Consider the following 21,898-nt stretch of genomic DNA (forward strand, 5'->3'; position numbering starts at 1 on the left):
AATAAGATGAGATGTACACATTGTGGTGCCATGATTCCGGATGACATGCTTTATTGTCCGGAATGCCATATGGAAGTTCAGATTGTGCCAGATTATAATCCTCTGGAAGATGTCCTCGCTCAGGAAGTGAAGGGTTCTATCGAAGACGCCACAAGACAGATCAGGACAGACGATATCCGAAGATACCGCCGTGACGGAACAAGAGAGTACAGTAATTCTACAAGAGTACTGAGCCAGGGAGAAATGGATGAGATACGTGCCCGGAGAAATGAGGCGATGAGACAGGGACGTCAGTCCGGCAGGTCCACGGCAGGTTCGGCGCGCCAGTCCGGTTCAGATTCCAGATATCAGACGGGACGGACTTCCACCGGCTCCATGCGGCAGACAGGCAGGAATACTACCGGTTCGATGCGCCAGACGGGAAGAAACACCACCTCTATGCGGCAGACCGGAAGAATGTCGACAGGATCCATGCGGCAGAACACAGGCGCCATGCGCCAGGAAAGAAACGAGGCGGAAGAGAGACGGCGCCAGCAAATTTTACGCAAAAAACGACTTGCGAAAAAACGGCGTCAGAGAGCACTTATTATCGTTCTGGTCCTGCTGATTCTGGCAGGAATACTGGGATTTGTCCTGTATCAGAACTCGTACGAGGGCCAGGTAAGAAAAGGAAATCAGGCGCTTCTGACGAGTGACTATACAATGGCGGAGAATTATTTCAACAAGGCAATCTCTAAGAATAATAAAAAAGCTGAGGCCTACACCGGCCTTTCAAAAACATACAGTCAGCAGGACGACCTGGAAGGAGCAGAGGCCGTGTTCCTGACGGCTATAAGTTCACAGCCGTCCAATGTGGAGCTGTATAAAGCTGCCATTGATTTTTATGTGGACAGCAAGCAGCTGCTGAAGATATCAGAGCTTCTGGACGCATGCGAGGACGATGATGTTCTCCTGGACGTAAAGTCCTATGTATCCGAAGAACCGGAATTCAGCCTGGAAGAGGGGACTTATCCGGAAGTTCAGGAAGTATCGCTTGGCTCCGGCGGCGAGACCATTTATTATACGACAGATGGTTCAGAGCCTGATACATCCAGCACAAAATATGAGGAACCGATCCTTCTGGAAGAAGGAACAACTACGATAAAGGCAATATCCGTCAATAAAAAGAAGGTCCCGAGCCTCACCGCGGTAAAAGTATACACTGTAGATATTCCTGTTGAGGATGCCCCTGCAGTTACACCGTCCACCGGACAGTACGATACGGCCACACAGATTACCATTAATGTCCCTGAGGGATATACGGCTTACTATACAATGGATGGCACGGATCCCGGCACTACATCTGCCAAATATGAAGGACCCATTGATATGCCCGCAGGGCAGACCATGTTCTGCGCAGTTCTTGTCAGCAAAAGCGGCAAAATGACACAGATAACGAAAAGAAATTACGTATTGGAACTGTCCGAATAAGGTAAGATAAATACCGCTGTAATTATGTTTAATTTCCAACATAATTGCAGCGGTATTTTTGTGCAAAATTTAACGCAAATTTAAAGGTAATCGGGTTGCGTTAAAAGTTTAACAGTGTTATAATGAGCATGTTAAAAAAATAACGTACTAATAAAGGAGATGCAATAAAAATGAGCAGATTCACATTACCAAGAGACATTTATCACGGAAAAGGATGCCTGGAAGAACTGAAAAACCTGAAAGGTAAAAAAGCAATCCTCGTAGTAGGAGGCGGTTCCATGAAGCGCCAGGGATTCCTTGACAGAGCGGTAGACTACCTGAAAGAAGCAGGCATGGAGGTTCAGCTATTTGAAGGCGTAGAACCAGACCCATCTGTTGAGACTGTTATGAAAGGTGCCGAGGCTATGCGCGCATTTGAGCCGGACTGGATTGTCGCTATGGGCGGCGGTTCTCCGATAGATGCAGCAAAGGCAATGTGGGCTTTTTATGAATACCCGGAAGTAACTTTCGAAGACTTATGCATTCCGTTCAACTTCCCGGAATTAAGACAAAAAGCTAAATTCGCAGCGATTCCGTCTACATCAGGAACGGCAACAGAAGTAACGGCATTCTCTGTTATCACAAATTATCAGACAGGCGTTAAGTATCCTCTGGCTGACTTCAATATCACACCTGACGTTGCAATTGTTGACTCTGAACTGGTAGAGGGACTTCCGGCAAAACAGGTGGCATACACAGGTATGGATGCACTTACCCATGCAATTGAGGCATATGTTTCCACATTAAACTGTGCATTCACAGATCCTCTGGCAATCCAGGCGATCGAGATGGTATTTGATTACCTGCCGGCTTCCTACAGAGGAAATATGGATGCAAGAGCAGAGATGCATACAGCACAGTGCCTGGCGGGAATGGCATTTTCAAATGCACTGCTTGGTATTGTACACTCAATGGCTCACAAAACAGGAGCTGCTTTCTCAACAGGACATATCACCCACGGATGCGCAAATGCAATGTACCTTCCATTTGTAATCAAGTACAATGCAAAAGATCCGGTAGCGGCAAAGCGTTACGCCGAGATTGCACGCAGAGTCGGACTTCAGGGAGCTTCTGAGAAGGCATTGATCAACAGCCTCTGCGAAAAGATTGATGACTTCAATGTTCAGCTTGGCATTCCAAAGACTCTGAAAGAGTTTGGCATTAACGAAGATGAATTCAAAGAAAAGATCGCACGTATTTCTGAGCTGGCTGTCGGTGATGCCTGCACAGGTTCCAATCCGAGAAGCATTACTCCTGCAGAGATGGAAAGATTATTCAACTGCATCTACTACGGAACAGAAGTTGATTTCTAATTCACTGATTTCCTGGTACATATGGATGGAGCAGGCACAAGAATGTGTCTGCCCCTCTTTTTGTTTATAAAGAGAAAACAGAACATGCTCTGTTTTTTGAAAGAATACTTGCCATTCCTTTATTTATAGCGTATTATAAGGAAAGGGTGATTTTTTACAAGGAGGAATAAGATGTACAAGATATTAAAAGCAGAAAAACTGGCTGATAAGATTTATCTTATGGATGTACATGCACCGCGTGTAGCCAGCCACTGCCAGCCTGGACAGTTTGTGATTGTTAAGATGGATGACAAAGGTGAAAGGATTCCGCTTACAATCTGTGACTATGACAGAGAGGCGGGAACTATTACAATTGTATTCCAGGAAGTAGGCGCATCTACTATAAAGATGGCTGACTTAAAAGAAGGAGACAGTTTCCGTGATTTCGTGGGACCACTCGGATGTCCGTCTGAGTTTATTCACGAAGATCTGGAAGCACTGAAGAATAAAAAAATGTTATTTGTAGCCGGAGGGGTGGGCGCTGCACCTGTTTATCCACAGGTTAAGTGGCTGCATGAGCATGGGATTGAAGCAGACGTTATTGTAGGTTCCAAGACAAAAGACATGCTGATCCTTGAAAAAGAATTGGAGTCTGTGGCAGGCAATCTGTATGTTACAACGGATGACGGTTCCTATGGCCGTTCCGGCATGGTTACTGCTGTGATCGAAGATCTGGTGCAGAATGAAGGAAAACAGTATGATGTATGCGTGGCAATCGGACCCATGATCATGATGAAGTTCGTATGTCTGCTTACAAAGAAGCTGAACCTGCCTACAATCGTCAGCATGAATCCAATCATGGTAGATGGAACAGGAATGTGCGGCGCATGCCGTCTTCAGGTTGGCGATGAGATCAAGTTTGCCTGTGTTGACGGTCCTGAATTTGACGGACATCTTGTCGACTTTGACCAGGCTATGAAGAGAAGCCAGATGTATAGGACAGAAGAAGGCCGTGCGGTACTGAAAGTACAAGAAGGAGACACTCATCACGGTGGCTGCGGAAACTGCGGAGGTGACAACTAATGGCTGATGTATTAAAGAAAGTGCCTGTCAGAGAGCAGGACCCAAAAGTACGTGCAACAAATTTTGAAGAGGTCTGCCTTGGATATAATCAGGAAGAGGCAATGGACGAGGCGACCAGATGCCTTGGCTGTAAGAATGCCAAATGTATCGACGGCTGTCCTGTAGCGATTGATATCCCGGGATTTATAAAAGAAGTAAAAGAAGGTAATATTGAAGAAGCTTATAAAGTAATCGGTAAATCCTCAGCACTTCCTGCTATCTGCGGACGTGTGTGCCCTCAGGAATCACAGTGCGAAGGAAAGTGTATCCGCGGAATTAAGGGGGAACCTGTTTCTATAGGAAAGCTTGAGAGATTTGTAGCTGATTATGCGCTGGAACACGATATCAAACCAGTATGCCCTGAGACAAACAACGGACGTAAGGTAGCAGTCATCGGTTCAGGTCCTTCCGGGCTTACCTGTGCAGGAGATTTGGCAAAGATGGGATATGATGTAACTGTTTTCGAAGCCCTGCACGAACTTGGTGGTGTACTTGTATATGGAATTCCTGAATTCCGTCTTCCAAAACAGAAAGTCGTAGCAAAAGAAATCGAAAAAGTAAAAGAGTTAGGGGTCAAATTCGAACCTAATGTAGTAATCGGTAAATCCACAACGATTGACCAGCTTGTGGAAGAAGAAGGTTTTGAAGCTGTTTTTGTGGGTTCAGGTGCAGGTCTTCCAATGTTTATGGGTATTCCGGGTGAGAATGCGAACGGCGTTTTTTCTGCAAACGAATATCTGACGAGAAGCAACCTGATGAAGGCATTCGATGATAATTATGATACTCCGATCGTTGCAGGCACTAAAGTTGCGGTAGTCGGCGGCGGTAATGTTGCCATGGATGCAGCCAGAACTGCATTAAGACTTGGCGCAGAGGTACATATTGTTTACAGAAGAAGTGAAGCGGAACTTCCTGCCAGAGTAGAAGAGGTTCATCATGCTAAAGAAGAGGGCGTTATCTTCGACCTTCTTACAAATCCGAAAGAAATCCTCGTGGATGACAACGGATATGTTAAGGGCATGAAAGTGGTTAAAATGGAACTGGGCGAACCGGATGCATCCGGAAGAAGACGTCCGGTAGAGATTCCAGACTCTGAATATGAGATTGAACTGGACACCGTTGTTATGTCACTTGGTACTTCCCCGAATCCGCTGATTTCTTCTACAACGAAAGGGCTTGAAGTAAACAGAAGAAAATGTATTGTTGCGGAAGAAGAGAACGGGCAGACATCCAAAGCAGGCGTTTATGCAGGTGGAGATGCCGTGACTGGCGCCGCAACTGTTATTCTTGCTATGGGTGCAGGAAAAGCCGGTGCAAAGGGTATTGATGAATATCTGAACAAAAAATAAAACCGTTTTTTACAGGAGGAGATCTATGACCAGAAAAGAAACTGCTCTGGAATATCATAAAAAAGGCTATAACTGCTGTCAGGCCGTAGTTTGCACATTTTGCGAAGATTTCGGTGTTTCTGAGGAAGAAATGTTTCGTATTTCCGAGGGATTTGGTTTTGGAATGGGCATGATGGAAGTTTGCGGTGCCGTGTCTGGTATGACTATGGTACTGGGTATGCAGAACAGCATAGGCAGCCTTGACAAAGGAGCATCTACCAAGGCGGACACCTATAAAAAGGTGAAAGACTGTGCTGCCAGGTTTCGTGAGAAGAATCAGTCCATTATCTGCCATGAATTAAAAGGAATCGGAACTGACAGACCTCTGTGCAGCTGCGATCAATGTATTGCGGATGCCGTGGAATTGACGGAAGAGTATTTGGCTGCCAATCCTGTAAAATAAAAAGTAGTAATAACTATATCATACTACAAAAGGGACTGCCGTAAAATGAATCATTCAAAAAGGGTACGATTTCAAGCTTTCCAGCCGGCATCGGTATCCTGTATGAATCATTTGTTTTGCAGCAGTCTCTTTTTTCTTAATAAAAAGGTGATTTTTAAGTAAATATCTGCTTTACCCGCAGTATTCGTTGTACAGGGACTCGTAGATCTGCATATGGATTTCCTCATCCATTATGATCCTTTCCAGGCATCTTACAATATTTTGATCCTGGATATTGGCACACTGTGAACGGTATTTCTGTATAGCCTGGCGTTCATGATTCACCGCATTCATAAGAAGCGGCCTGAGATCCATGGGATAATTATTAAAACCGGGTGACCAGTAAAACATTTGATTGCCTCTGTAAGTCCATAGTCTTGGATTCTCCCCCATCATCCGGGCAAGCTGTCCGAATATCTTCAGATGGTGCATCTCCACAATGCTGATTTTGTGAAAGACATAGGATAGCCTTTCATCTTCCAGCAACAGCAGATTGTTGTAAAGATACAGGCTGACGGCTGACATTTCAGAATTCTGTCCGCCCACATTGTCCAGCATCATTCTCCCATACAGACGGTTTATACCATCGACACAGACCGGCGGATAAGGGGCTTCAGCTGCAAAGAGTTCTTTCTTTTGACAGGCTTCCGGCTTTACAGCATCATCGTTTCTGCCATTATCACAATTATTCATATTCTACATACTCCTTTACTTGAAGGTACTGACAAAACAATCTATGTGTGAAGCACAGAAAATATGTTTTTTCCACACGATTCCTTTTAGAATCGTCTATTTTTGTAGTATCGAAATACATTTTGCAATCAGGATCCAGGAATGGCAGACCGAGTTAATATTCGCAGGTTTGCATGTGAACAGTAACGGGACCCGGACGGGAAAAGCCGGATTGGGCAAAAAGGATTGCCTGTGTGTCCTTCCTGATATATAATAAGAACATATTTTTAAAAGCACTCTTATGAAATAGCGAAAATTTTATTGCAGTAAAAGTTAAAATAAGCTGAAAGAACTTTTACCTGCCATTTATAATGAAAGGAACAACAATGGAAAACAACGAACAACATAAAAGGCGACCTCGTTATAAGGGAACCCACCCTCGTAACTATAAAGAAAAATATAAAGAGCTGCAGCCGGAAAAATATGCCGGTACAATCGAAAAAGTGATACAAAAGGGCAGCACACCTGCAGGAATGCATATCTCTATCTGCGTGCAGGAGATTCTGGAATTTTTGCAGATAAAGCCGGGGCAGAAAGGCCTGGATGCAACCCTGGGATACGGGGGACATACGCTGGAAATGCTGAAATGTCTGGAGAATCAGGGACATATCTATGCCCTTGATGTAGACCCTATTGAGTCTCAAAAGACAAAAGAGCGGCTGTCTAATCTGGGCTATGGACCGGAGATTTTAACCGTCAGACTGTTGAATTTTGCGAATATTGATCAGATAGCAGCCGAGGCAGGTCCCTTCGATTTTATCCTGGCGGATTTGGGCGTATCGTCTATGCAGATTGATAATCCGGAAAGAGGGTTTTCCTATAAGACAGAGGGGCCTCTGGATCTGCGGATGAATCCCGAGGCTGGTATCTCAGCGGCAGAACGGCTCGGTACGATAACAAGTGAAGAGCTGCAGGGAATGCTGGTTGAAAATGCTGATGAACCCTACGCCGAAGAGATTGCGGATGCAGTTGTTCTTGAAACCAAAAAAGGTAAGAAAATAGAAACAACAAGACAATTGAGAGAGGTCATAGAAAGCGCTTTGAGCTTCCTGCCGGCAGCCGAAAGAAAGGAAGCGGTGAAAAAATCCTGCCAGCGAACCTTTCAGGCACTCAGAATTGACATAAACAATGAATTTGAAGTGTTGTATGCTTTTCTGGATAAGCTTCCAGATGTGCTTGCGCCGGGCGGGCGCGCTGCCATACTGACATTTCATTCAGGTGAAGACAGACTGGTCAAAAAATCATTTAAGCGGCTGTACAATGAGGGCATATACAGTGATTATTCCAAAGATGTCATCAGGCCGTCGGCCGAAGAGTGCATAAGAAACAGCAGAGCCCGTTCCACAAAAATGAGATGGGCCGTGAAAGCCTGACAGAAGGCTGCACTCTGACAGCAGTCAGCCAGTGTATAATTATAATAAAACACTAAAGGAATAAAATATGAAAATTACTGTTTTAACGGTAGGCAAAATCAAAGAAAAATACCTGAAAGATGCAATTGCGGAATACAGTAAGCGTCTGAGCAAATACTGTAAATTAAATATGATAGAAGTAGCCGATGAAAAAACTCCGGATCAGGCAAGTGAAGCAATTGAGGGAAAAATTCGTGAGAAGGAGGGGGAACGGCTCTTAAAACATATCAGGGAGGACTCCTTCGTTATAACTCTGGAAATTCAGGGGAAACAGATCACCTCAGAAGGGCTGGCCGATAAGATAGAAAAACTGGGAGTTACCGGTACCAGTCATGTCATTTTCGTAATCGGCGGATCAATTGGACTAAGTTCTTCGGTGATGGCGCGTTCGGACTTCGCCCTGAGCTTTTCGAAAATGACCTTTCCGCATCAATTAATGAGGGTAATATTGCTGGAACAGATTTATCGAAGCTACCGCATTATTCAGGGAGAGCCATATCATAAATAAAGGCGGTTTTTTAACATGCAGCATATTAACTGCTGAGGAGATGATGCAGAATGGTTGATTTTCCACTTTAAATGAGGTAATATTTAAACATAACCTAAACATTTATGAAAGGATGATTAGCATGAAAATTAATCCTAAGATGCTGGAGCAGATGATTTTAAGCATACAAGAAATATATGGCGATCTTCTAATTAGTATTATACTATATGGATCGGTAGCAAGAGGAACGCAGACTGATGAATCGGATGTTGATATTGCAATATTACTAAAGGATGGACATACTAAGGAAATGCGGGACGCATTAACAGATATCCTGGTTGACCTTGAATTGGAATATGATACCGTATTATCAGTTCTTCGCATTGATTATGAGAAATTTAAAGAATGGGAAAATATTATGCCGTTTTATCGTAATGTTAAGAAAGATGGGGTAGTATTATGGCAGGCAGCTTAAAGGATTTATCGCAATACAGAATCAAAAGGTCAAAAGAAGAATTGGATAATGCTAGGGCTATGCTTGAAGATGGTCGGTATAAATTAGCATTGAACCGATCATATTATGCTATTTTCCATGCTATGCGTGCAGTTAATGTTTTAGATGAATTTGACAGTAGTAAGCATAGCGGAGTGATTGCTCATTTTAATCAATATCACGTTAAAATAGGGGATTTTCCAAAAGAAACATCAAAGATTATCCGTAATGCGTCTGAAATGCGAGAACATGCAGACTATGAAGACTTTTTCATTGCGTCTAAGCAGGAGGCAGAAGAGCAGGTTGCTTCGGCAGATATTTTTTTCGGGTATATATACGAATACCTGAAGGAGAAAGAAGTATTATAATGCGGTGGGAATTGAATATTAAAAAAAAGAAACCTAGATAAACATTATGTGTCCGTCTAGGTTTTTATAATGGAAGTGTATTGATGGTATTATAAGGGTGGTAAGGTATATGAATTTAAGAAAATTTTAAGAGTAATATTAGGTTAATATTATCTTCATCTGATATAATTTCGTTATTAACAGATATTCGTACGAAAGAGAGGAAATATATGAAATTTATCAGACGATTGCTGGCTTTGCTTTTTCTATGTCTTCTGTGCGTGGGAGGTTATTTTGGATATAAGGGATATGTGAAATATGAAGATGCATTGAAGACCCAAAGTATCGAACAGAAAGTTGAGGAAATCAAGGCGTCTCCGTCCTATACAACGCTTGAAGAGCTTCCGGATATTTATCTGGATGCAGTTGTAGCCGTAGAAGATAAGCGGTTTTATAAACATCCAGGCATTGATATCATTGCGATCGGCCGCGCTGTCAAGAATGATATCCAGGCCCGTAAGCTGATCGAAGGCGGCAGCACCATTACACAGCAGCTTGCCAAGAACCTGTATTTCACACAGGAGAAAAGCGCAACCAGAAAAGTGGCGGAAGGCTTTATGGCACTTGCATTAGAAAGAAAATACAGTAAAAAAGAAATATTGGAATTATATGTGAACAGCATTTATTTCGGTGACGGATATTATTGCGTGGCGGATGCGAGCATGGGGTATTTCGGAAAAGCTCCGAAGGATATGACGGACTATGAGTGCACGATGCTGGCGGGAACTCCAAATGCTCCATCAGCATATGCTCCTACGGTGAATCCGGAGCTTGCCCGGCAGCGCCAGAAAAAAGTGCTGGATTCCATGGTGGAAGAAAAGTATCTGACCCGTGAAGAAGCTGACGCTATCGTGACTGATACAGCGGACAGCTAAAGACACTTGATAAAAAAATCCTTTTTGGGGAAGGGAAATCTGATTTTATGAAAATGAAAAAAGTACTAAAAGCAGTTGGTATCATCCTGCTGGCAGTGATTATTATTGCGGCTGTGGCCCTGGGATATTACACAATCCGCGAATACTGCCCGGATGCCGTGGAAACTGTGGAGCCGGGGGATGGAACTGCTCAATTGGGGACCGGAGAGTCTTTTACGGTTCTGACGTATAATACAGGATATGCCGGACTTAGCAAAGATGAAGATTTCTTTATGGACGGCGGCTCCAAAGTACAGCCCGAAAGCAAGGAACTTATTGAAAACAACCTGAACGGAATTACATCCATCCTGAAAGATCAGGATGCAGATATCTATTTTCTTCAGGAAGTGGACAGAGATTCCAAGCGTTCCTATCATATTGACGAACAGGAATACTATGAACAGGAGCTGGGACTTCCCGGAATGTTTGCGTGCAACTTCAAGGTTGACTATGTACCATATCCGCTGCCGCCAATCGGCAAGGTAACAAGCGGGCTCGTAACCATGACCGGTCTCAGCGTCAGCAAGGCCTCCCGCATTGCTCTGCCAGAATCCTTTTCGTGGCCGATAAAGACATGCAACCTGAAGCGCTGTATGCTGGAGACCAGAATTCCGATTAAAGATTCAGACAAAGAGTTAGTGCTGATTAATTTTCACCTGGAAGCATATGACAGCGGGGAAGGGAAAATAGCACAGAGTAAACTTCTTGCAGAAAAGTTAGCGTCAGAATATGAAAAAGGCAATTATGTTATTGCAGGAGGGGATTTTAACCAGACCTTCGAGGGGCTGGAGACATATCCTGTCCACGATAAAGACAGCTGGGTACCGGGTGTGATCGGAAAAGAAGTTATACCTGAGGGATTTTCCTATGCTGTGGCTAATAACGCGCCCACATGCAGGCTTTTGAATGGGCCTTACAGTGGGAATTATGAAGATTCGCAGGTGTATGTACTGGATGGATTTATTGTTTCGGATAATATAGAAGTCAGCAAGGTGGTAAATATAGACACAGACTTTGAATATACAGACCATCAGCCGGTGCGGGTAGAGGCTGTTTTGAAGTGAAAGAAAATTGAGGGGGCGGCTGGTATGGGGGCGCGCCGCAGATGGACAGACGGGGAGGTACGAAAGGAACGGGCGGCTGTTTGAGTTTGCACCCGTTTATTAACGAATTCTAGGAAGCAGACAGGTGGAAAACAGGGGTACGGATGACACAGTGTGAAAATTTTTGATAATTTTTCACGCTGAGTCATCCAAATCCGTGATTCGGAATCACGGATTTCCCCCTGTTCTCCGCCTGTTATGTGCTTTTAAGTCTTTTATTAAAATTTGTTAGAATGGGTATACTGATGTATAAAATGGGATTTGAGGTGCGGTGATATGGATGGATTGGATAAGAGGAAACGGGCGGAGGAGATTTTTGAGTATTATGGGGCTTTGGAAAACAGAGGGGAGCAGGATGTGATTGTTGCTATGCTGCGGGAGCTGCAGGAGGTTTATGGGTGTATTACGGCAGGGACTGCTGAGCGGGTGGCGGACGTGGCGGGGGTGAAGGGGGCTTTTGTGCGGGCTTTGGTCCGGATGTATCCTACTTTGAAGGAGGCGGCTTTTTTGCATGAGATTATTGTCTGTATGGGGAAGACCTGCTCTGAGAAGGGGGGACGGGATATTTATAAAGTTCTGCAGCGGGTTTTGAAGGTGCGGGGGAATGGGATTTCACGGGATGGGAAGGTGAGGGTCAGGACTCAGAGTTGTCTGAAACACTGCGGGACGGCACCAAATATGCTGATTGATGGGAAGTTGTATACTGGAGTTACCCAGGAAAAGCTTATGGGGATATTGAAAAATGAACTTCATCTGGGAGTGTAGGGTTTTTGTAGATATTTGTTTGGTATAATTAAATGTTATTATGTTAAGCAGCGAGGTGGAAAAGGTATGAGTAAGAAGATTTTGGTTGCGGACGATGAGCCGGGAATTGTGCAGCTGTTGAGAGATTATTTTGAGATGCAGGGGTATGAAGTGGCCAGTGCTTCTAATGGTGTGGAGGCACTGGATCAGTCTTCACACAACCCGGACTTGATTCTGCTGGATGTTAATATGCCCGGAATAGACGGATTTGAGGTCTGCCGTATGATCCGTGACCATGTGTCCTGCCCTATTTTGTTCCTGACTGCAAAGGTGGAAGAGCAGGACCGTATTCAGGGGCTTATGCTGGGTGGGGATGACTACATATTGAAGCCTTTCAGTATTGATGAACTGGGGGCAAGAGTAGAGGCGCATCTGCGGAGAGAAGAGCGCAGATCACAAAGTCAGGCGGTGAAGATACAGGGAAGCCTGGCAATCCACTATACGGAACGCAGTGTGTATTATGACGGCAGGGCACTGAATCTGACAAAAACAGAATTTAATATTGTGGAACTGCTGTCTATGCACAGCGGGCAGGTATTCACGAGAGAGCAGGTATATGACAGGGTTCGGGGATATGATGGGGACGGTGACAGCAGTATCGTTACGGAACATATACGACGCATCCGGGCAAAAATGTCGGCGGTTAGTGAGAAACAGTATATCGAAACTGTATGGGGAGTTGGTTACAAATGGATTGGTTAGAAGAAAAAATATACAATACGAAAATCAGAATCAGGAACACGCCGTTTTGCAGTGCCATCACTGCGTATATTCTGGTGGCAGCTGCAGCCGCATTGTTACTTTCCTATATCACGATTACTTTCTGTTTTCAGTGGGAGAGCAGAATCTGGCAGAGCTATAATAAGGGGGATGAGATATGGATTTACAGCGTTAAGCTGACGGAATGGCCCTTCTGGCCGCAGTCATTTTCCAATTTTTCGTCTCATGACACGACACTGATGAATTTGCTGGATTTTATACGTACATGGTGTCCCTTTTTATACACTCTTTTGGGTGCCATACTTGCCTGCAGGTTATTTTACAGGAGAAGGCTTTCATCTCCCCTCAGGATTCTTCAGGACGGAACAGAGGCTGTCCGGAACAACAACCTGGACTTTGACCTGTCCTATGACAGCAGAGACGAGATGGGTGAGCTGTGCCGATCTTTCGACGAAATGAAACAGGAACTCATACATAATAAACAGATGATGTGGGAGCTTGTGGAAAATCAAAAACAGCTCAATGCTGCTTTCGCCCATGATCTGCGGACTCCGCTGACCGTTCTGAAAGGGTATTCTGACTTTCTTGCCCGTTATATACCACAGGGGAAAGTAAGTGAAGAAAAGATGCTGGATACTCTGCGCCTGATGTCCTCACATCTGGACCGCCTGGAACAATACAGCCGGACAATGAAAGGGATACGCAGCATTGACGAGCTGCCTGTGCACAGAGAAAAGTGCTATGTATCCAGAATAGAGGATGAGATCCGTGAAATTATTTTCCCGCTGGACCAGATCGGAGATATACAAGTCGTTTTTTCTGTTTCTTCGCAGACGAATGAAACGGAACAGGTTTTGGCAGACAGCAGCCTGATTCTGGAGGTCCTGGAAAATCTTCTTTCGAATGCTATCCGGTATGCAGAAAGCACGATTGAAACAATTCTTACCTTTGAACCGGATAATGAGACGCTTGTACTTACCGTACATGATGACGGTCCGGGATTTACACAGAGTGACCTGCAGAATGCATTGAATCCTTATTACAAAGAGCACAGAGCTGACGAGACTTTATCAGAAAAGGAAGACCCGCATTTTGGCATCGGGCTTCATATCTGCAGCCTCATATGTGAAAAACACGGTGGAAAGCTCAGTATCGCAAACAGTATCGATAAGGGAGCAGTTGTAACAGCTTCATTTTCATGTAAGAATGATTGAAGAGATTCTTAAGCTTTTGTAGAGAAAGTGTAGACATTTTCCTACTATGATAAATGCATACCCAAGTGCACCCCGTAACACATGCCCTGCGGGCGGGTCCGCAGCTAAGCTGCAGAATAAGGTATACCCGTAAAAAAGCTCATGCGGGCGGGGATGCGGCTGGTTTTATAAAAAGAGAGGATGAAAAAAATGTCTGCAAAAATTGAAATTAAACATTTGAATCAGTATTATGGACAAAAATGTGCATTAAAAGATGTGAATCTTACAATTCACAAGGGGATGTTCGGTCTGCTCGGAAGAAATGGAGCCGGCAAGACAACGCTGATGAAAGTGCTTGCAACACTGCTCCCTAAAACAGAGGGTAGCGTTTCTGTCTGCGGTATCCCGCTAGAGGATGCGGCAAGAGTACGCAGGATAACCGGATATCTGCCCCAGGAATTTTCTATGTATCCCAATATGACCGTTTACGAGGCTATGGATTATCTGGGTGTACTCTCGGGGCTTGGAAGCCGGGAGCGCAAAGAGCTTATTCCAAAACTGCTGTCACAGGTCAATCTTCTGGAGGACAAGAAGAAAAAGGTAAAGGCACTGTCCGGAGGGATGAAGCGGCGGCTGGGAATCGCACAGGCCATTCTTCACAATCCCCAGGTTCTGATCGTAGATGAGCCGACGGCAGGCCTGGACCCCGAAGAGAGGGTTCGGTTCCGCAATCTGCTGAGCGAAATCGCACAGGAGCGTATCGTAATTCTCTCCACACACATTGTCGGTGATATTGAAGCAACATGCGAACAGATTGCAGTATTGAATGAGGGAGAAATCCTTTATCATGGCACGGTTTCAAATCTGATTGAGATGGCGGATGGAAGAGTCTACACAGCCCAGATAAGCAAATCCGAGCTTCCGCGGCTCAAAGAACGTTATGTTGTCACCAGTATGCTGACGCTTGGAAATAATGTTATGGTTCGTTTTATCGCTGAAAACAAACCTTTTGAAGGGGCCCAGTGCTGTGAGGCGGGAGTGGAAGATGCCTACATGTATCTCATGCACGGAGAGCGGGGTGATCGCTGATGTTCCTGAACTTATTGGCAAAAGAATGCCGGCAGATTGCGAAAAGCATGATTTACTGGCTGATTGTGGGAATTCTTGTGATCTTTTATTTTTCTCAGCTCGGTGGTATGTCAATTGCTGAAAAGCCAGAACCAGGCCAGGAGAATTACGGACTGGCATATGGCGGCGATGAGAAAGATGTTATGGATTCTACGCTTGGTTATCTTGTCTCTGAATACATGAATGGTAAATATGCCACCTATCCCATTGGCTTTTACAAAGCCGTCACGCCCAGTGAGGCTGATGAGAAACGAATTGGGGAAATTATTGAACAGACTACCGGACTTTCCGGCGGCGAAAATATTGCAGATGCCATTGAGGAGGCTCAGGGCGGTGCTCAGATTGTATACGGCAGCAGTCCGGTACAGGTAAAAGAGGATCTGGATTACGAAGAATTCAAAAAATTAATGCAGGAAGTCGATGATATGCTGGGCGGCGGTTCCAACTATGCTGCTGACAGCCTGGAATCCAATGTTTCCTCGCCAAAGACATATGAACAGGCACTTGAGGACTACAATAATCTGATTGAAAAAGACCATCTCACCGGAGGCTATGCGAGACTGTTCTGCGACTACATGGGTATTCTGCTCGGAATTCTGCCGGTCTTTCTGGCGGTGACCCGCGGACTGCGCGACAGACGTTCAAAAATGCAGGAACTCATTGCCTGCCGAAAGGCGTCTTCCGTCAGTATCATCGCAAGCAGGTATGCAGCTATGCTGATTATGCTCATGGTTCCGGTTCTTCTGCTGTCCTGCATTCCGCTGGTTCAGTGTATACAGGCAGCGTCCGGCACCGCGATCCGGATTGATTATCTTGCATTTGCAAAATACAGTCTGGGATGGCTGCTTCCAACCACAATGACTGCTGCGGCAGTGGGGCTGGTGCTGACAGAGCTGACAGATACTGCACTGGGAGTCCTTGTACAGATTGTCTGGTGGTTCCTGACTGTTTTCAGTTCCATGGGAAGCATGCATGGAGGCGCATATGGATGGAGCTTTATACCGAGACATAATACAGTTTATAATTATATGGGCTTCCACGAGAACTTCTGGGAGCTTGCAGCAAACAGAGGGCTTTACGCAACATTGTCTATCGTGCTGGCAGTTTTTTCAATATTTATTTACTCACTGAAAAGAAAAGGGAGGCTGGATATTCGTGGCAAAATACTTGGAAATCTTAAAAGAAAACACAAAGCATAATATTCCCGTCCACACTGCAATCGCAGTCATTCTGCTCTGCTTTTCACCGCTTGTGCTGGGAGTAAGCAATCTGCCATATGAGGATACCGCAAAAGTACTGGAACGGTATGTGGCTCTGCTGGGAATTATTCTGCTGACACCGGTATTTTTGCCGGAACAGAATCCTGACCTCCGTGACCTGATCCGTTCGAAGTATACAAAAATCACAGCAGTTTATAGTATACGGGTTCTGGAAGCGGCCGTTCTGCTCGCATTCCTCCTGGGAGTGTATATAGCAGTACTCCATTACAATGGATGTGAGATCCATGCATTCAGATATTTCGGGGGCACCCTGGGCGAAATGCTGTTTATGGGAGGGCTTGGAATCTTCAGCTTCGCACTCACAGACAATCTGATTGCCGGTTATATGGTACCTGTTTTTTATTATATAGTCGCATTTGGAAGCGGTGCCAAATATCTCAAGGTATTCTATCCGTTTTCCATGGGCATTGGCAGCTATGATGAAAAAATCTGGCTGTTTGCCGGAGGCCTGGTCCTCATCGCTGCCGGTATATTTATAAGGGGCAGAAAATAAAATTATATATAGGAAGATCCTGTATAATCCAGGGGCCGGCCTGCACGGGATAAAACATGCCTGATAACTGAATAGGACAAAAATGCCGCACATATACTACAAATAAAGGGCGTATGTGTGGCATTTCTATATGGGAAGAGAAGCAGAGAATGAAAAAATAAAAGAAAAGCTGGCCTCTGCGGCCAGCATGCCGAAAGACGTAGTCCTCGGGGCAGCTGTTGTGACCATTATCGGAGCCGGAGAAGTCTGCATTGAGAATTACCGGGGCATTATAGAATATACGGATATTCTGATCCGCGTACAAACCAAAGGGTATCAGATAAAACTGCAGGGAAAAAATCTGCAGATCGAATATTATACGAATGATGAGATGAAGATAACAGGCAGAATTTTATCACTAGAATATTGTAAGTGAGGTAATGGAACTGTGATTCAGTCAATCATCCGCTATATGCACGGGTATGTGAAAATCCGGGTAGAAGGCTATTCCCCGGAACGTTTTCTGAACCTGTGCCGCCATCATCAGATTTATATATGGGGGCTGAATCCCTGCGGGAATGCATACGAAATGTATATGAGCCTGAAGGGATTCCGCAGACTCAGGCCGATTGTCAGGAAGACGCATACAAGAGTTGTGCTTGTGCAGAGGACCGGTCTTCCTTTTTTTGTACATAAATACAGGCGGCGAAAGCTCTTTTTTATTAGTTTCTTCCTTTGTCTGGGACTTCTGTATCTCTATTCCAGCTTTATATGGGATATCCATTTTGAGGGCAATGAGAAATGGACAAACGAGACACTTCTGGAATTTCTGGAGACAAAAGATGTTTCTCCGCATATGGCTAAAAGAAGTGTAGACTGTGCCCAGATCGTAAAAGATATCCGGAAAGAATATGATGATATTGTCTGGGTTTCTGCTTCTATAGACGGAAGCCGCCTTCGCATCCAGATTAAGGAGAATGAAGACACTTTTCGGGATGAAGACGGAGGGGGCGCAAACAGTGCGGATGCAGCCGGGCAGGGTGATGCAGCACCGGATGCCGGACAGGAAGCAGAAACGCCCTGCGACCTGATTGCTTCAAAGGACGGCGTGATTACCAGTATGATTACCAGATCCGGCATTCCTCAGGTACATGTGGGCGACACCGTGGCAAAAGGAGATGTGCTTGTGACCGGCAGGATAGAGGTACTCAATGACGCCGGAGAAGTGACAGGCTACCAGTATCAGAAATCCGATGCAGATATATTTGCTGACACACAGATGAATTATGAGGATACAATCAGTACAAAATATAAAAAGAAATATTATGAAAAATCACAGCGAAGGCTGTATTATATAAAAGCAGGTCCCTGGTATATATCCGCAGGTACATTGAAAAATGATTTTAAAGAATGGGATATGCATACAAATGAACACCAGATCAAGCTGGGCGAAAATTTTTATCTTCCGCTGTCCTATGGAAGTAAAATTGTAAGGTCATACACTTCAAAAGAAAAATCATATACAAAAGAAGAACTTCAAAAACAGTTAAGCAGTAATTTTAATCAGTTTACCGGGAAATTGCAGGAACAAAACATTCAGGTCATAGAAAACAGCGTTAAAATACATATAAGCCAGGATACGGCCGCCGCAAAAGGAATCCTGTATCTTAATGAAAGAATTACAGAAGAGAAAGATACAGAAATAATGCAAGTAGAAAAAAACGAACAGGATGAGAATGCCGCTGCTGAAGAGTAGTATATAATACTGCCGGCCGAATACAGTTTCTTGTATTCGGCCGGCATGATATATAACACAGTTTACCGGGGGGTATCCGTGTTTGAAAAAATCCACAGAGTTTTGCGGTCAAAGTTAAGAATCCTTACCCTTATTGAACTGCCATCCTTTTTTATGTAGCAGAATTCCGATATCCGATCTTTTTTCAGCTGCTTTTTCAGCGATGGATAATCGCAGCATTCCTCAAAAAGAGGGATATACTGCGGCTCAACCAGGCTGTGGGCATACTGCATCAGTGCGCTGCTGTATTTGTAATCGGACTCTTCCAGAAATTGTTTGAAATAATCAGGAATGAAGATGTGACGAACTGTATCAATTTCTATATCCACAACATAAACGCCTAAAAAAGCAGGTCCTAATACATTTAAAAATATATCGATGTCATTTCTACCGGCAATCGGATGATCCGTTTTTTTATCCTGCAGACGCTTCTGACGTTCACTTGGCTGATTTAAATAGTATTGCTTTTTTTGCTTCTGCATGTCAGCTTCTGCAGTCTGAATAATTTCTTCAATCTCAAAATCCCGGTCCCGCCATTCGACGCCCACGGAAAGAGAATAACCGGCCTCCTCCACCTGCGTATAAATTAAGGATGCTTTTTGCAGGATCATCTGCTTCGTAATATTGGGACAGAGAATGACGAATTCATCACCGCCGATCCGGTATACCTCCTCCAAACGGAAATTATGCATCAGAATATCAGCAACTGCCTTGAGCATCGTATCACCCGCCTTGTGGCCGAAATGATTGTTGATTTCGTGTAGCCCATTGGCATCCATATAAATACAGGCAAAGGAATTAAACGCTTTTTTCGAAAAATTCTGAATATCTTTTTTATAGCTGAATCGGTTATTTAAACTGGTAAGGGCGTCAAAACGCGCTTCCTGATGCAGCTGTTTATTCTGAGATTCAATATTCTCGAATTGTTTCATAATTATAATTTCATTTACCTTAGCCTCAATTCTGGAGTGATAGAGGCTGGCTGCAATAGCAGATGTGGTAATTGCGATAAACAGACTGTTCATAAAATTGTTATAGATCTGGTTGAGCCCATATGGGTCGGGAAAGTAAGGGAGCAATATATTTAAGGAGCAGAAGCTTCCCATAATGACAATCAGTGTCTGCCATGGCTTTAGCATAGTTAAAATTGATGCCAGGATCATAACATAAGTAAAAACTGTAAGGCCATTGCCGCCAAGCTGATCATTCAAAGTGACGGCGACTCCCCAGAGACTGAAAAAGATGATATAGGCATTTTCTATCCTGAAATAATAAAGCCAGCTTCTTTCCTGCTGTTTTTTATCAATGAAGGCCTCGGCAATCGTAACGCCCAGGGTGACCAGTATAAGAAGAAGATACATTATAAAATATGCGGTTCGGCGCGGCTTTAAGAAAGGCCCGCCCGGCCGCATGGAAATTGTAATAATCATAATCAGTTCAAACAGGATAGTAACTAAATGAAAGATAAAATTTCTTTTGATTACTTCCTGGTGTAAGCGCTGCATCACTTCATTAAAATAAGGAAGCGTTGTATGAATTCCCAGCATTGTTTTGAATTTATTCCACATGTTCTGCATTCCTCTCTGAAATACCACATCACCTGGACCGAATAAAAAAATATACTATTAAATCTTTGAAATGTTATCAGATTTATCAGGCACTGTCAAGTGTTTATTCGGTTCTTACAGCCGTTTATCGCAGTAAACTGTCCATAGCGGGGAAGGAATCAAATAAAGTTGCGGCTGTAGTACTTGAAAAAACGTTATGATTCTACTATAATACTTCTTGTGCTATATCCATATCAGGAAAGCGAGGGAATTCGTTTGCAAAAGGAACAATTGTCATTTGATACGATAAATCAGCAGCAGGCTGTTTTCGGATCGGAAGATAAATATATCAAACTAATTGAAAATAACTTTCATGTAAGTATCGTTGGCCGGGATTCTATGCTGGAGGTCACCGGTGAGTCGGCGGTCGATGTTAATTGTGTTAAAGAGGTATTAGAATGCATGAAGCAGCTCCATACAGGCGGCGCTGCCCTGACAGAAGAAACCGTACATCGTCTGGTCGAGGAGTGCAGGGACGGAGGTCTTGATGAGACTTATAAGGCTATGCAGGATGTTGTTACCCTGACTTACAAGCATGGTCCCGTAAAATGCAAGACGCTCGGACAGAAGAATTATGTAAAGGCATTAAAAGAAAATGTCGTTACTTTTTGTATCGGACCGGCAGGAACCGGCAAGACATATCTTGCCGTTGCCCAGGCCGCAGAAGAATTAAAACGCGGCGAGATTGATAAGATCATTATGAGCAGGCCCGCGATAGAAGCAGGAGAGGAGCGCCTCGGATTTCTGCCTGGAGATCTGGCCCAAAAGGTAGATCCTTATCTCAGGCCGCTTTACGATGCCCTGGACGATATTTTCGGCCGTGAAAAATCAGAGAAGCATCAGGAAAGAGGAGAGATTGAGATCGCCCCGCTGGCATACATGAGAGGCCGCACCCTAAGCCGGGCCAGAGTCATAATCGACGAAAGTCAAAATGCTTCATTTTCCACGCTAAAGATGGCGCTGACGCGTCTTGGCGAGGGCTCAAAGATGGTTCTGACCGGTGATGTGACCCAGATTGACCTTCCCAGAAATACGGATTCAGGTCTGGAACGGTGTGCCCGTATTCTGGGTGCAATCGATGATATTGCCGTCACTAAATTAACGAACCGGGACGTAGTCCGCAATAAAATTGTGAAAGATATCGTAAAAGCCTTCGAAAAAGAAGAAGAGCGCTCTCTTGCCAGACGTGAGAAAAAGCGGGGAGGACCTGTAAAGTCAAGATAAGGGGGAGTTTGATTACGGGTTTTTGTGTTTTTTGGGCGGAGGGGACGCTTACCGGGAACCGGGACGGACTGTGAAAAGCACCTGTCCTGTTGGAAATACAGCCGCTGCGCCAAGTGGCAGTAAGAGGAAATCCGCAAAATCAGTCAGAACCGAACGCATTCACCGTTTAATCTGATGATTAAACGCCTCAGGCGTTTTAAAAAGCTGCTTCGGAAGCAGCTTTTTTCTGACTGATTTCGCGGATTTCCTCTAACTGCCGCTATGCTCGCTAAAAGCATTTCCAACAGGACAGGTGCTTTTCACAGTCCGTCCCGGCTCCCGGTAAGCTGGTTCATCCGGCCGGTAGGGAAGAACTCGTTATACTGATGGGATCC

22 protein-coding genes are annotated in these 21,898 nt (G+C 44.5%); 20 read left to right on the plus strand and 2 right to left on the minus strand.

What is annotated here, in order from left to right; translation table 11 throughout:
* The first annotated feature begins 6 nt into the window (after positions 1-6).
* The 5 genes from HMPREF0240_RS14490 to HMPREF0240_RS14510 all read left to right on the plus strand — a co-directional run bounded on the left by HMPREF0240_RS14490 (position 7) and on the right by HMPREF0240_RS14510 (position 5,714).
* The gene (locus tag HMPREF0240_RS14490) at positions 7-1,470 is read left to right on the plus strand and encodes a chitobiase/beta-hexosaminidase C-terminal domain-containing protein (protein ID WP_035313564.1); all 1,464 of its coding nucleotides are present in this window, start codon (positions 7-9) and stop codon (positions 1,468-1,470) included.
* A gap of 170 nt (positions 1,471-1,640) precedes the next feature.
* On the plus strand, positions 1,641-2,822 hold the full coding sequence (locus HMPREF0240_RS14495) for an iron-containing alcohol dehydrogenase (RefSeq protein ID WP_009004170.1): 1,182 nt from the start codon (positions 1,641-1,643) through the stop codon (positions 2,820-2,822).
* Positions 2,823-2,993: 171 nt separating this feature from the next.
* Complete coding sequence (locus tag HMPREF0240_RS14500; RefSeq protein WP_009004171.1) at positions 2,994-3,884, plus strand: sulfide/dihydroorotate dehydrogenase-like FAD/NAD-binding protein; 891 nt, start codon at positions 2,994-2,996, stop codon at positions 3,882-3,884.
* Complete coding sequence (gene gltA, locus HMPREF0240_RS14505) at positions 3,884-5,272, plus strand: NADPH-dependent glutamate synthase (RefSeq protein ID WP_009004172.1); 1,389 nt, start codon at positions 3,884-3,886, stop codon at positions 5,270-5,272. The genes HMPREF0240_RS14500 and gltA overlap by 1 nt, the downstream gene beginning before the upstream one ends.
* 25 nt (positions 5,273-5,297) lie before the next feature.
* Positions 5,298-5,714: a C-GCAxxG-C-C family protein gene (locus tag HMPREF0240_RS14510; RefSeq protein WP_009004173.1), complete on the plus strand. Its 417-nt coding sequence runs from the start codon at positions 5,298-5,300 to the stop codon at positions 5,712-5,714.
* Positions 5,715-5,885: 171 nt separating this feature from the next.
* Here the strand turns inward: HMPREF0240_RS14510 and HMPREF0240_RS14515 are convergent, their stop codons facing one another.
* Positions 5,886-6,446 (minus strand): ferritin family protein, encoded by a 561-nt coding sequence (locus HMPREF0240_RS14515; RefSeq protein WP_148486349.1) that lies wholly within the window; start codon positions 6,444-6,446, stop codon positions 5,886-5,888.
* 365 nt (positions 6,447-6,811) lie between these two features.
* On the opposite strand from HMPREF0240_RS14515, the gene rsmH reads away from it, so the two are divergent.
* From rsmH to HMPREF0240_RS14585, 14 genes are all read left to right on the plus strand, one after another.
* Positions 6,812-7,858, plus strand: coding sequence for a 16S rRNA (cytosine(1402)-N(4))-methyltransferase RsmH (gene rsmH / locus HMPREF0240_RS14520; RefSeq protein WP_035313567.1), 1,047 nt, complete (start codon positions 6,812-6,814; stop codon positions 7,856-7,858).
* Between the two features lie 67 nt (positions 7,859-7,925).
* Positions 7,926-8,405: a 23S rRNA (pseudouridine(1915)-N(3))-methyltransferase RlmH gene (gene rlmH / locus HMPREF0240_RS14525; RefSeq protein WP_009004177.1), complete on the plus strand. Its 480-nt coding sequence runs from the start codon at positions 7,926-7,928 to the stop codon at positions 8,403-8,405.
* Positions 8,406-8,526: 121 nt separating this feature from the next.
* Entirely contained in the window at positions 8,527-8,859 is a 333-nt protein-coding gene (locus tag HMPREF0240_RS14530) for a nucleotidyltransferase domain-containing protein (RefSeq protein ID WP_035313569.1), read from the plus strand.
* Positions 8,844-9,245, plus strand: a complete 402-nt coding sequence (locus HMPREF0240_RS14535) for a HEPN domain-containing protein (protein ID WP_009004179.1) — start codon at positions 8,844-8,846, stop codon at positions 9,243-9,245. Before HMPREF0240_RS14530 ends, HMPREF0240_RS14535 begins: the two co-directional genes overlap by 16 nt.
* A gap of 209 nt (positions 9,246-9,454) precedes the next feature.
* The gene (locus HMPREF0240_RS14540) at positions 9,455-10,159 is read left to right on the plus strand and encodes a biosynthetic peptidoglycan transglycosylase (RefSeq protein WP_009004180.1); all 705 of its coding nucleotides are present in this window, start codon (positions 9,455-9,457) and stop codon (positions 10,157-10,159) included.
* Positions 10,160-10,206: 47 nt separating this feature from the next.
* Positions 10,207-11,262 carry an endonuclease subunit UvrC gene (locus HMPREF0240_RS14545; protein WP_009004181.1) on the plus strand — a complete coding sequence of 352 codons (1,056 nt, stop codon included), beginning with the start codon at positions 10,207-10,209 and terminating at the stop codon, positions 11,260-11,262.
* 315 nt (positions 11,263-11,577) lie between these two features.
* Positions 11,578-12,066: an NAD(P)H-dependent oxidoreductase subunit E gene (locus tag HMPREF0240_RS14550; protein ID WP_009004182.1), complete on the plus strand. Its 489-nt coding sequence runs from the start codon at positions 11,578-11,580 to the stop codon at positions 12,064-12,066.
* A 66-nt stretch (positions 12,067-12,132) separates the two neighbouring features.
* Positions 12,133-12,807: a response regulator transcription factor gene (locus HMPREF0240_RS14555; protein ID WP_009004183.1), complete on the plus strand. Its 675-nt coding sequence runs from the start codon at positions 12,133-12,135 to the stop codon at positions 12,805-12,807.
* Positions 12,795-14,039: a HAMP domain-containing sensor histidine kinase gene (locus HMPREF0240_RS14560; RefSeq protein WP_009004184.1), complete on the plus strand. Its 1,245-nt coding sequence runs from the start codon at positions 12,795-12,797 to the stop codon at positions 14,037-14,039. Before HMPREF0240_RS14555 ends, HMPREF0240_RS14560 begins: the two co-directional genes overlap by 13 nt.
* A 189-nt stretch (positions 14,040-14,228) precedes the next feature.
* Positions 14,229-15,107 carry an ABC transporter ATP-binding protein gene (locus tag HMPREF0240_RS14565; protein ID WP_035313572.1) on the plus strand — a complete coding sequence of 293 codons (879 nt, stop codon included), beginning with the start codon at positions 14,229-14,231 and terminating at the stop codon, positions 15,105-15,107.
* A complete protein-coding gene (locus HMPREF0240_RS14570; RefSeq protein ID WP_009004186.1) occupies positions 15,107-16,345 on the plus strand; it encodes an ABC transporter permease in 1,239 nt (412 codons plus the stop codon). The genes HMPREF0240_RS14565 and HMPREF0240_RS14570 overlap by 1 nt, the downstream gene beginning before the upstream one ends.
* Positions 16,302-16,919, plus strand: a complete 618-nt coding sequence (locus tag HMPREF0240_RS14575; protein ID WP_009004187.1) for a hypothetical protein — start codon at positions 16,302-16,304, stop codon at positions 16,917-16,919. Before HMPREF0240_RS14570 ends, HMPREF0240_RS14575 begins: the two co-directional genes overlap by 44 nt.
* 130 nt (positions 16,920-17,049) lie before the next feature.
* Positions 17,050-17,334 (plus strand): YabP/YqfC family sporulation protein, encoded by a 285-nt coding sequence (locus HMPREF0240_RS14580; RefSeq protein WP_035313574.1) that lies wholly within the window; start codon positions 17,050-17,052, stop codon positions 17,332-17,334.
* A gap of 12 nt (positions 17,335-17,346) precedes the next feature.
* Positions 17,347-18,654: a sporulation protein YqfD gene (locus HMPREF0240_RS14585; protein WP_009004189.1), complete on the plus strand. Its 1,308-nt coding sequence runs from the start codon at positions 17,347-17,349 to the stop codon at positions 18,652-18,654.
* 62 nt (positions 18,655-18,716) lie between these two features.
* Here HMPREF0240_RS14585 and HMPREF0240_RS14590 read toward each other — a convergent pair whose 3' ends face one another.
* Positions 18,717-20,261, minus strand: a complete 1,545-nt coding sequence (locus HMPREF0240_RS14590; RefSeq protein WP_035313576.1) for a GGDEF domain-containing protein — start codon at positions 20,259-20,261, stop codon at positions 18,717-18,719.
* Between the two features lie 255 nt (positions 20,262-20,516).
* Here HMPREF0240_RS14590 and HMPREF0240_RS14595 point away from each other — a divergent pair, with 255 nt between their 5' ends.
* Entirely contained in the window at positions 20,517-21,524 is a 1,008-nt protein-coding gene (locus HMPREF0240_RS14595) for a PhoH family protein (RefSeq protein ID WP_009004191.1), read from the plus strand.
* Positions 21,525-21,898: the final 374 nt, after the last annotated feature.

This window comes from Clostridium sp. D5 (assembly GCF_000190355.1).
In the GTDB taxonomy this organism is placed as follows: Bacteria; Bacillota; Clostridia; order Lachnospirales; family Lachnospiraceae; genus Faecalicatena; species Faecalicatena fissicatena_A.

What these genes read in the sequence shown, in the direction of transcription:
- HMPREF0240_RS14510 (WP_009004173.1), top strand. Translation starts at nt 5,298, where the DNA reads ATGACCAGAAAAGAAACTGCTCTGGAATATCATAAAAAAGGCTATAAC.
- HMPREF0240_RS14495 (WP_009004170.1), top strand. Translation starts at nt 1,641, where the DNA reads ATGAGCAGATTCACATTACCAAGAGACATTTATCACGGAAAAGGATGC.
- HMPREF0240_RS14490 (WP_035313564.1), top strand. Translation starts at nt 7, where the DNA reads ATGAGATGTACACATTGTGGTGCCATGATTCCGGATGACATGCTTTAT.
- rsmH (WP_035313567.1), top strand. Translation starts at nt 6,812, where the DNA reads ATGGAAAACAACGAACAACATAAAAGGCGACCTCGTTATAAGGGAACC.
- HMPREF0240_RS14580 (WP_035313574.1), top strand. Translation starts at nt 17,050, where the DNA reads ATGGGAAGAGAAGCAGAGAATGAAAAAATAAAAGAAAAGCTGGCCTCT.
- gltA (WP_009004172.1), top strand. Translation starts at nt 3,884, where the DNA reads ATGGCTGATGTATTAAAGAAAGTGCCTGTCAGAGAGCAGGACCCAAAA.
- HMPREF0240_RS14570 (WP_009004186.1), top strand. Translation starts at nt 15,107, where the DNA reads ATGTTCCTGAACTTATTGGCAAAAGAATGCCGGCAGATTGCGAAAAGC.
- HMPREF0240_RS14555 (WP_009004183.1), top strand. Translation starts at nt 12,133, where the DNA reads ATGAGTAAGAAGATTTTGGTTGCGGACGATGAGCCGGGAATTGTGCAG.
- HMPREF0240_RS14535 (WP_009004179.1), top strand. Translation starts at nt 8,844, where the DNA reads ATGGCAGGCAGCTTAAAGGATTTATCGCAATACAGAATCAAAAGGTCA.
- HMPREF0240_RS14550 (WP_009004182.1), top strand. Translation starts at nt 11,578, where the DNA reads ATGGATGGATTGGATAAGAGGAAACGGGCGGAGGAGATTTTTGAGTAT.
- HMPREF0240_RS14515 (WP_148486349.1), bottom strand. Translation starts at nt 6,446, where the DNA reads ATGAATAATTGTGATAATGGCAGAAACGATGATGCTGTAAAGCCGGAA.
- HMPREF0240_RS14545 (WP_009004181.1), top strand. Translation starts at nt 10,207, where the DNA reads ATGAAAATGAAAAAAGTACTAAAAGCAGTTGGTATCATCCTGCTGGCA.
- HMPREF0240_RS14540 (WP_009004180.1), top strand. Translation starts at nt 9,455, where the DNA reads ATGAAATTTATCAGACGATTGCTGGCTTTGCTTTTTCTATGTCTTCTG.
- HMPREF0240_RS14565 (WP_035313572.1), top strand. Translation starts at nt 14,229, where the DNA reads ATGTCTGCAAAAATTGAAATTAAACATTTGAATCAGTATTATGGACAA.
- HMPREF0240_RS14500 (WP_009004171.1), top strand. Translation starts at nt 2,994, where the DNA reads ATGTACAAGATATTAAAAGCAGAAAAACTGGCTGATAAGATTTATCTT.
- HMPREF0240_RS14590 (WP_035313576.1), bottom strand. Translation starts at nt 20,261, where the DNA reads ATGTGGAATAAATTCAAAACAATGCTGGGAATTCATACAACGCTTCCT.
- HMPREF0240_RS14530 (WP_035313569.1), top strand. Translation starts at nt 8,527, where the DNA reads ATGAAAATTAATCCTAAGATGCTGGAGCAGATGATTTTAAGCATACAA.
- rlmH (WP_009004177.1), top strand. Translation starts at nt 7,926, where the DNA reads ATGAAAATTACTGTTTTAACGGTAGGCAAAATCAAAGAAAAATACCTG.
- HMPREF0240_RS14560 (WP_009004184.1), top strand. Translation starts at nt 12,795, where the DNA reads ATGGATTGGTTAGAAGAAAAAATATACAATACGAAAATCAGAATCAGG.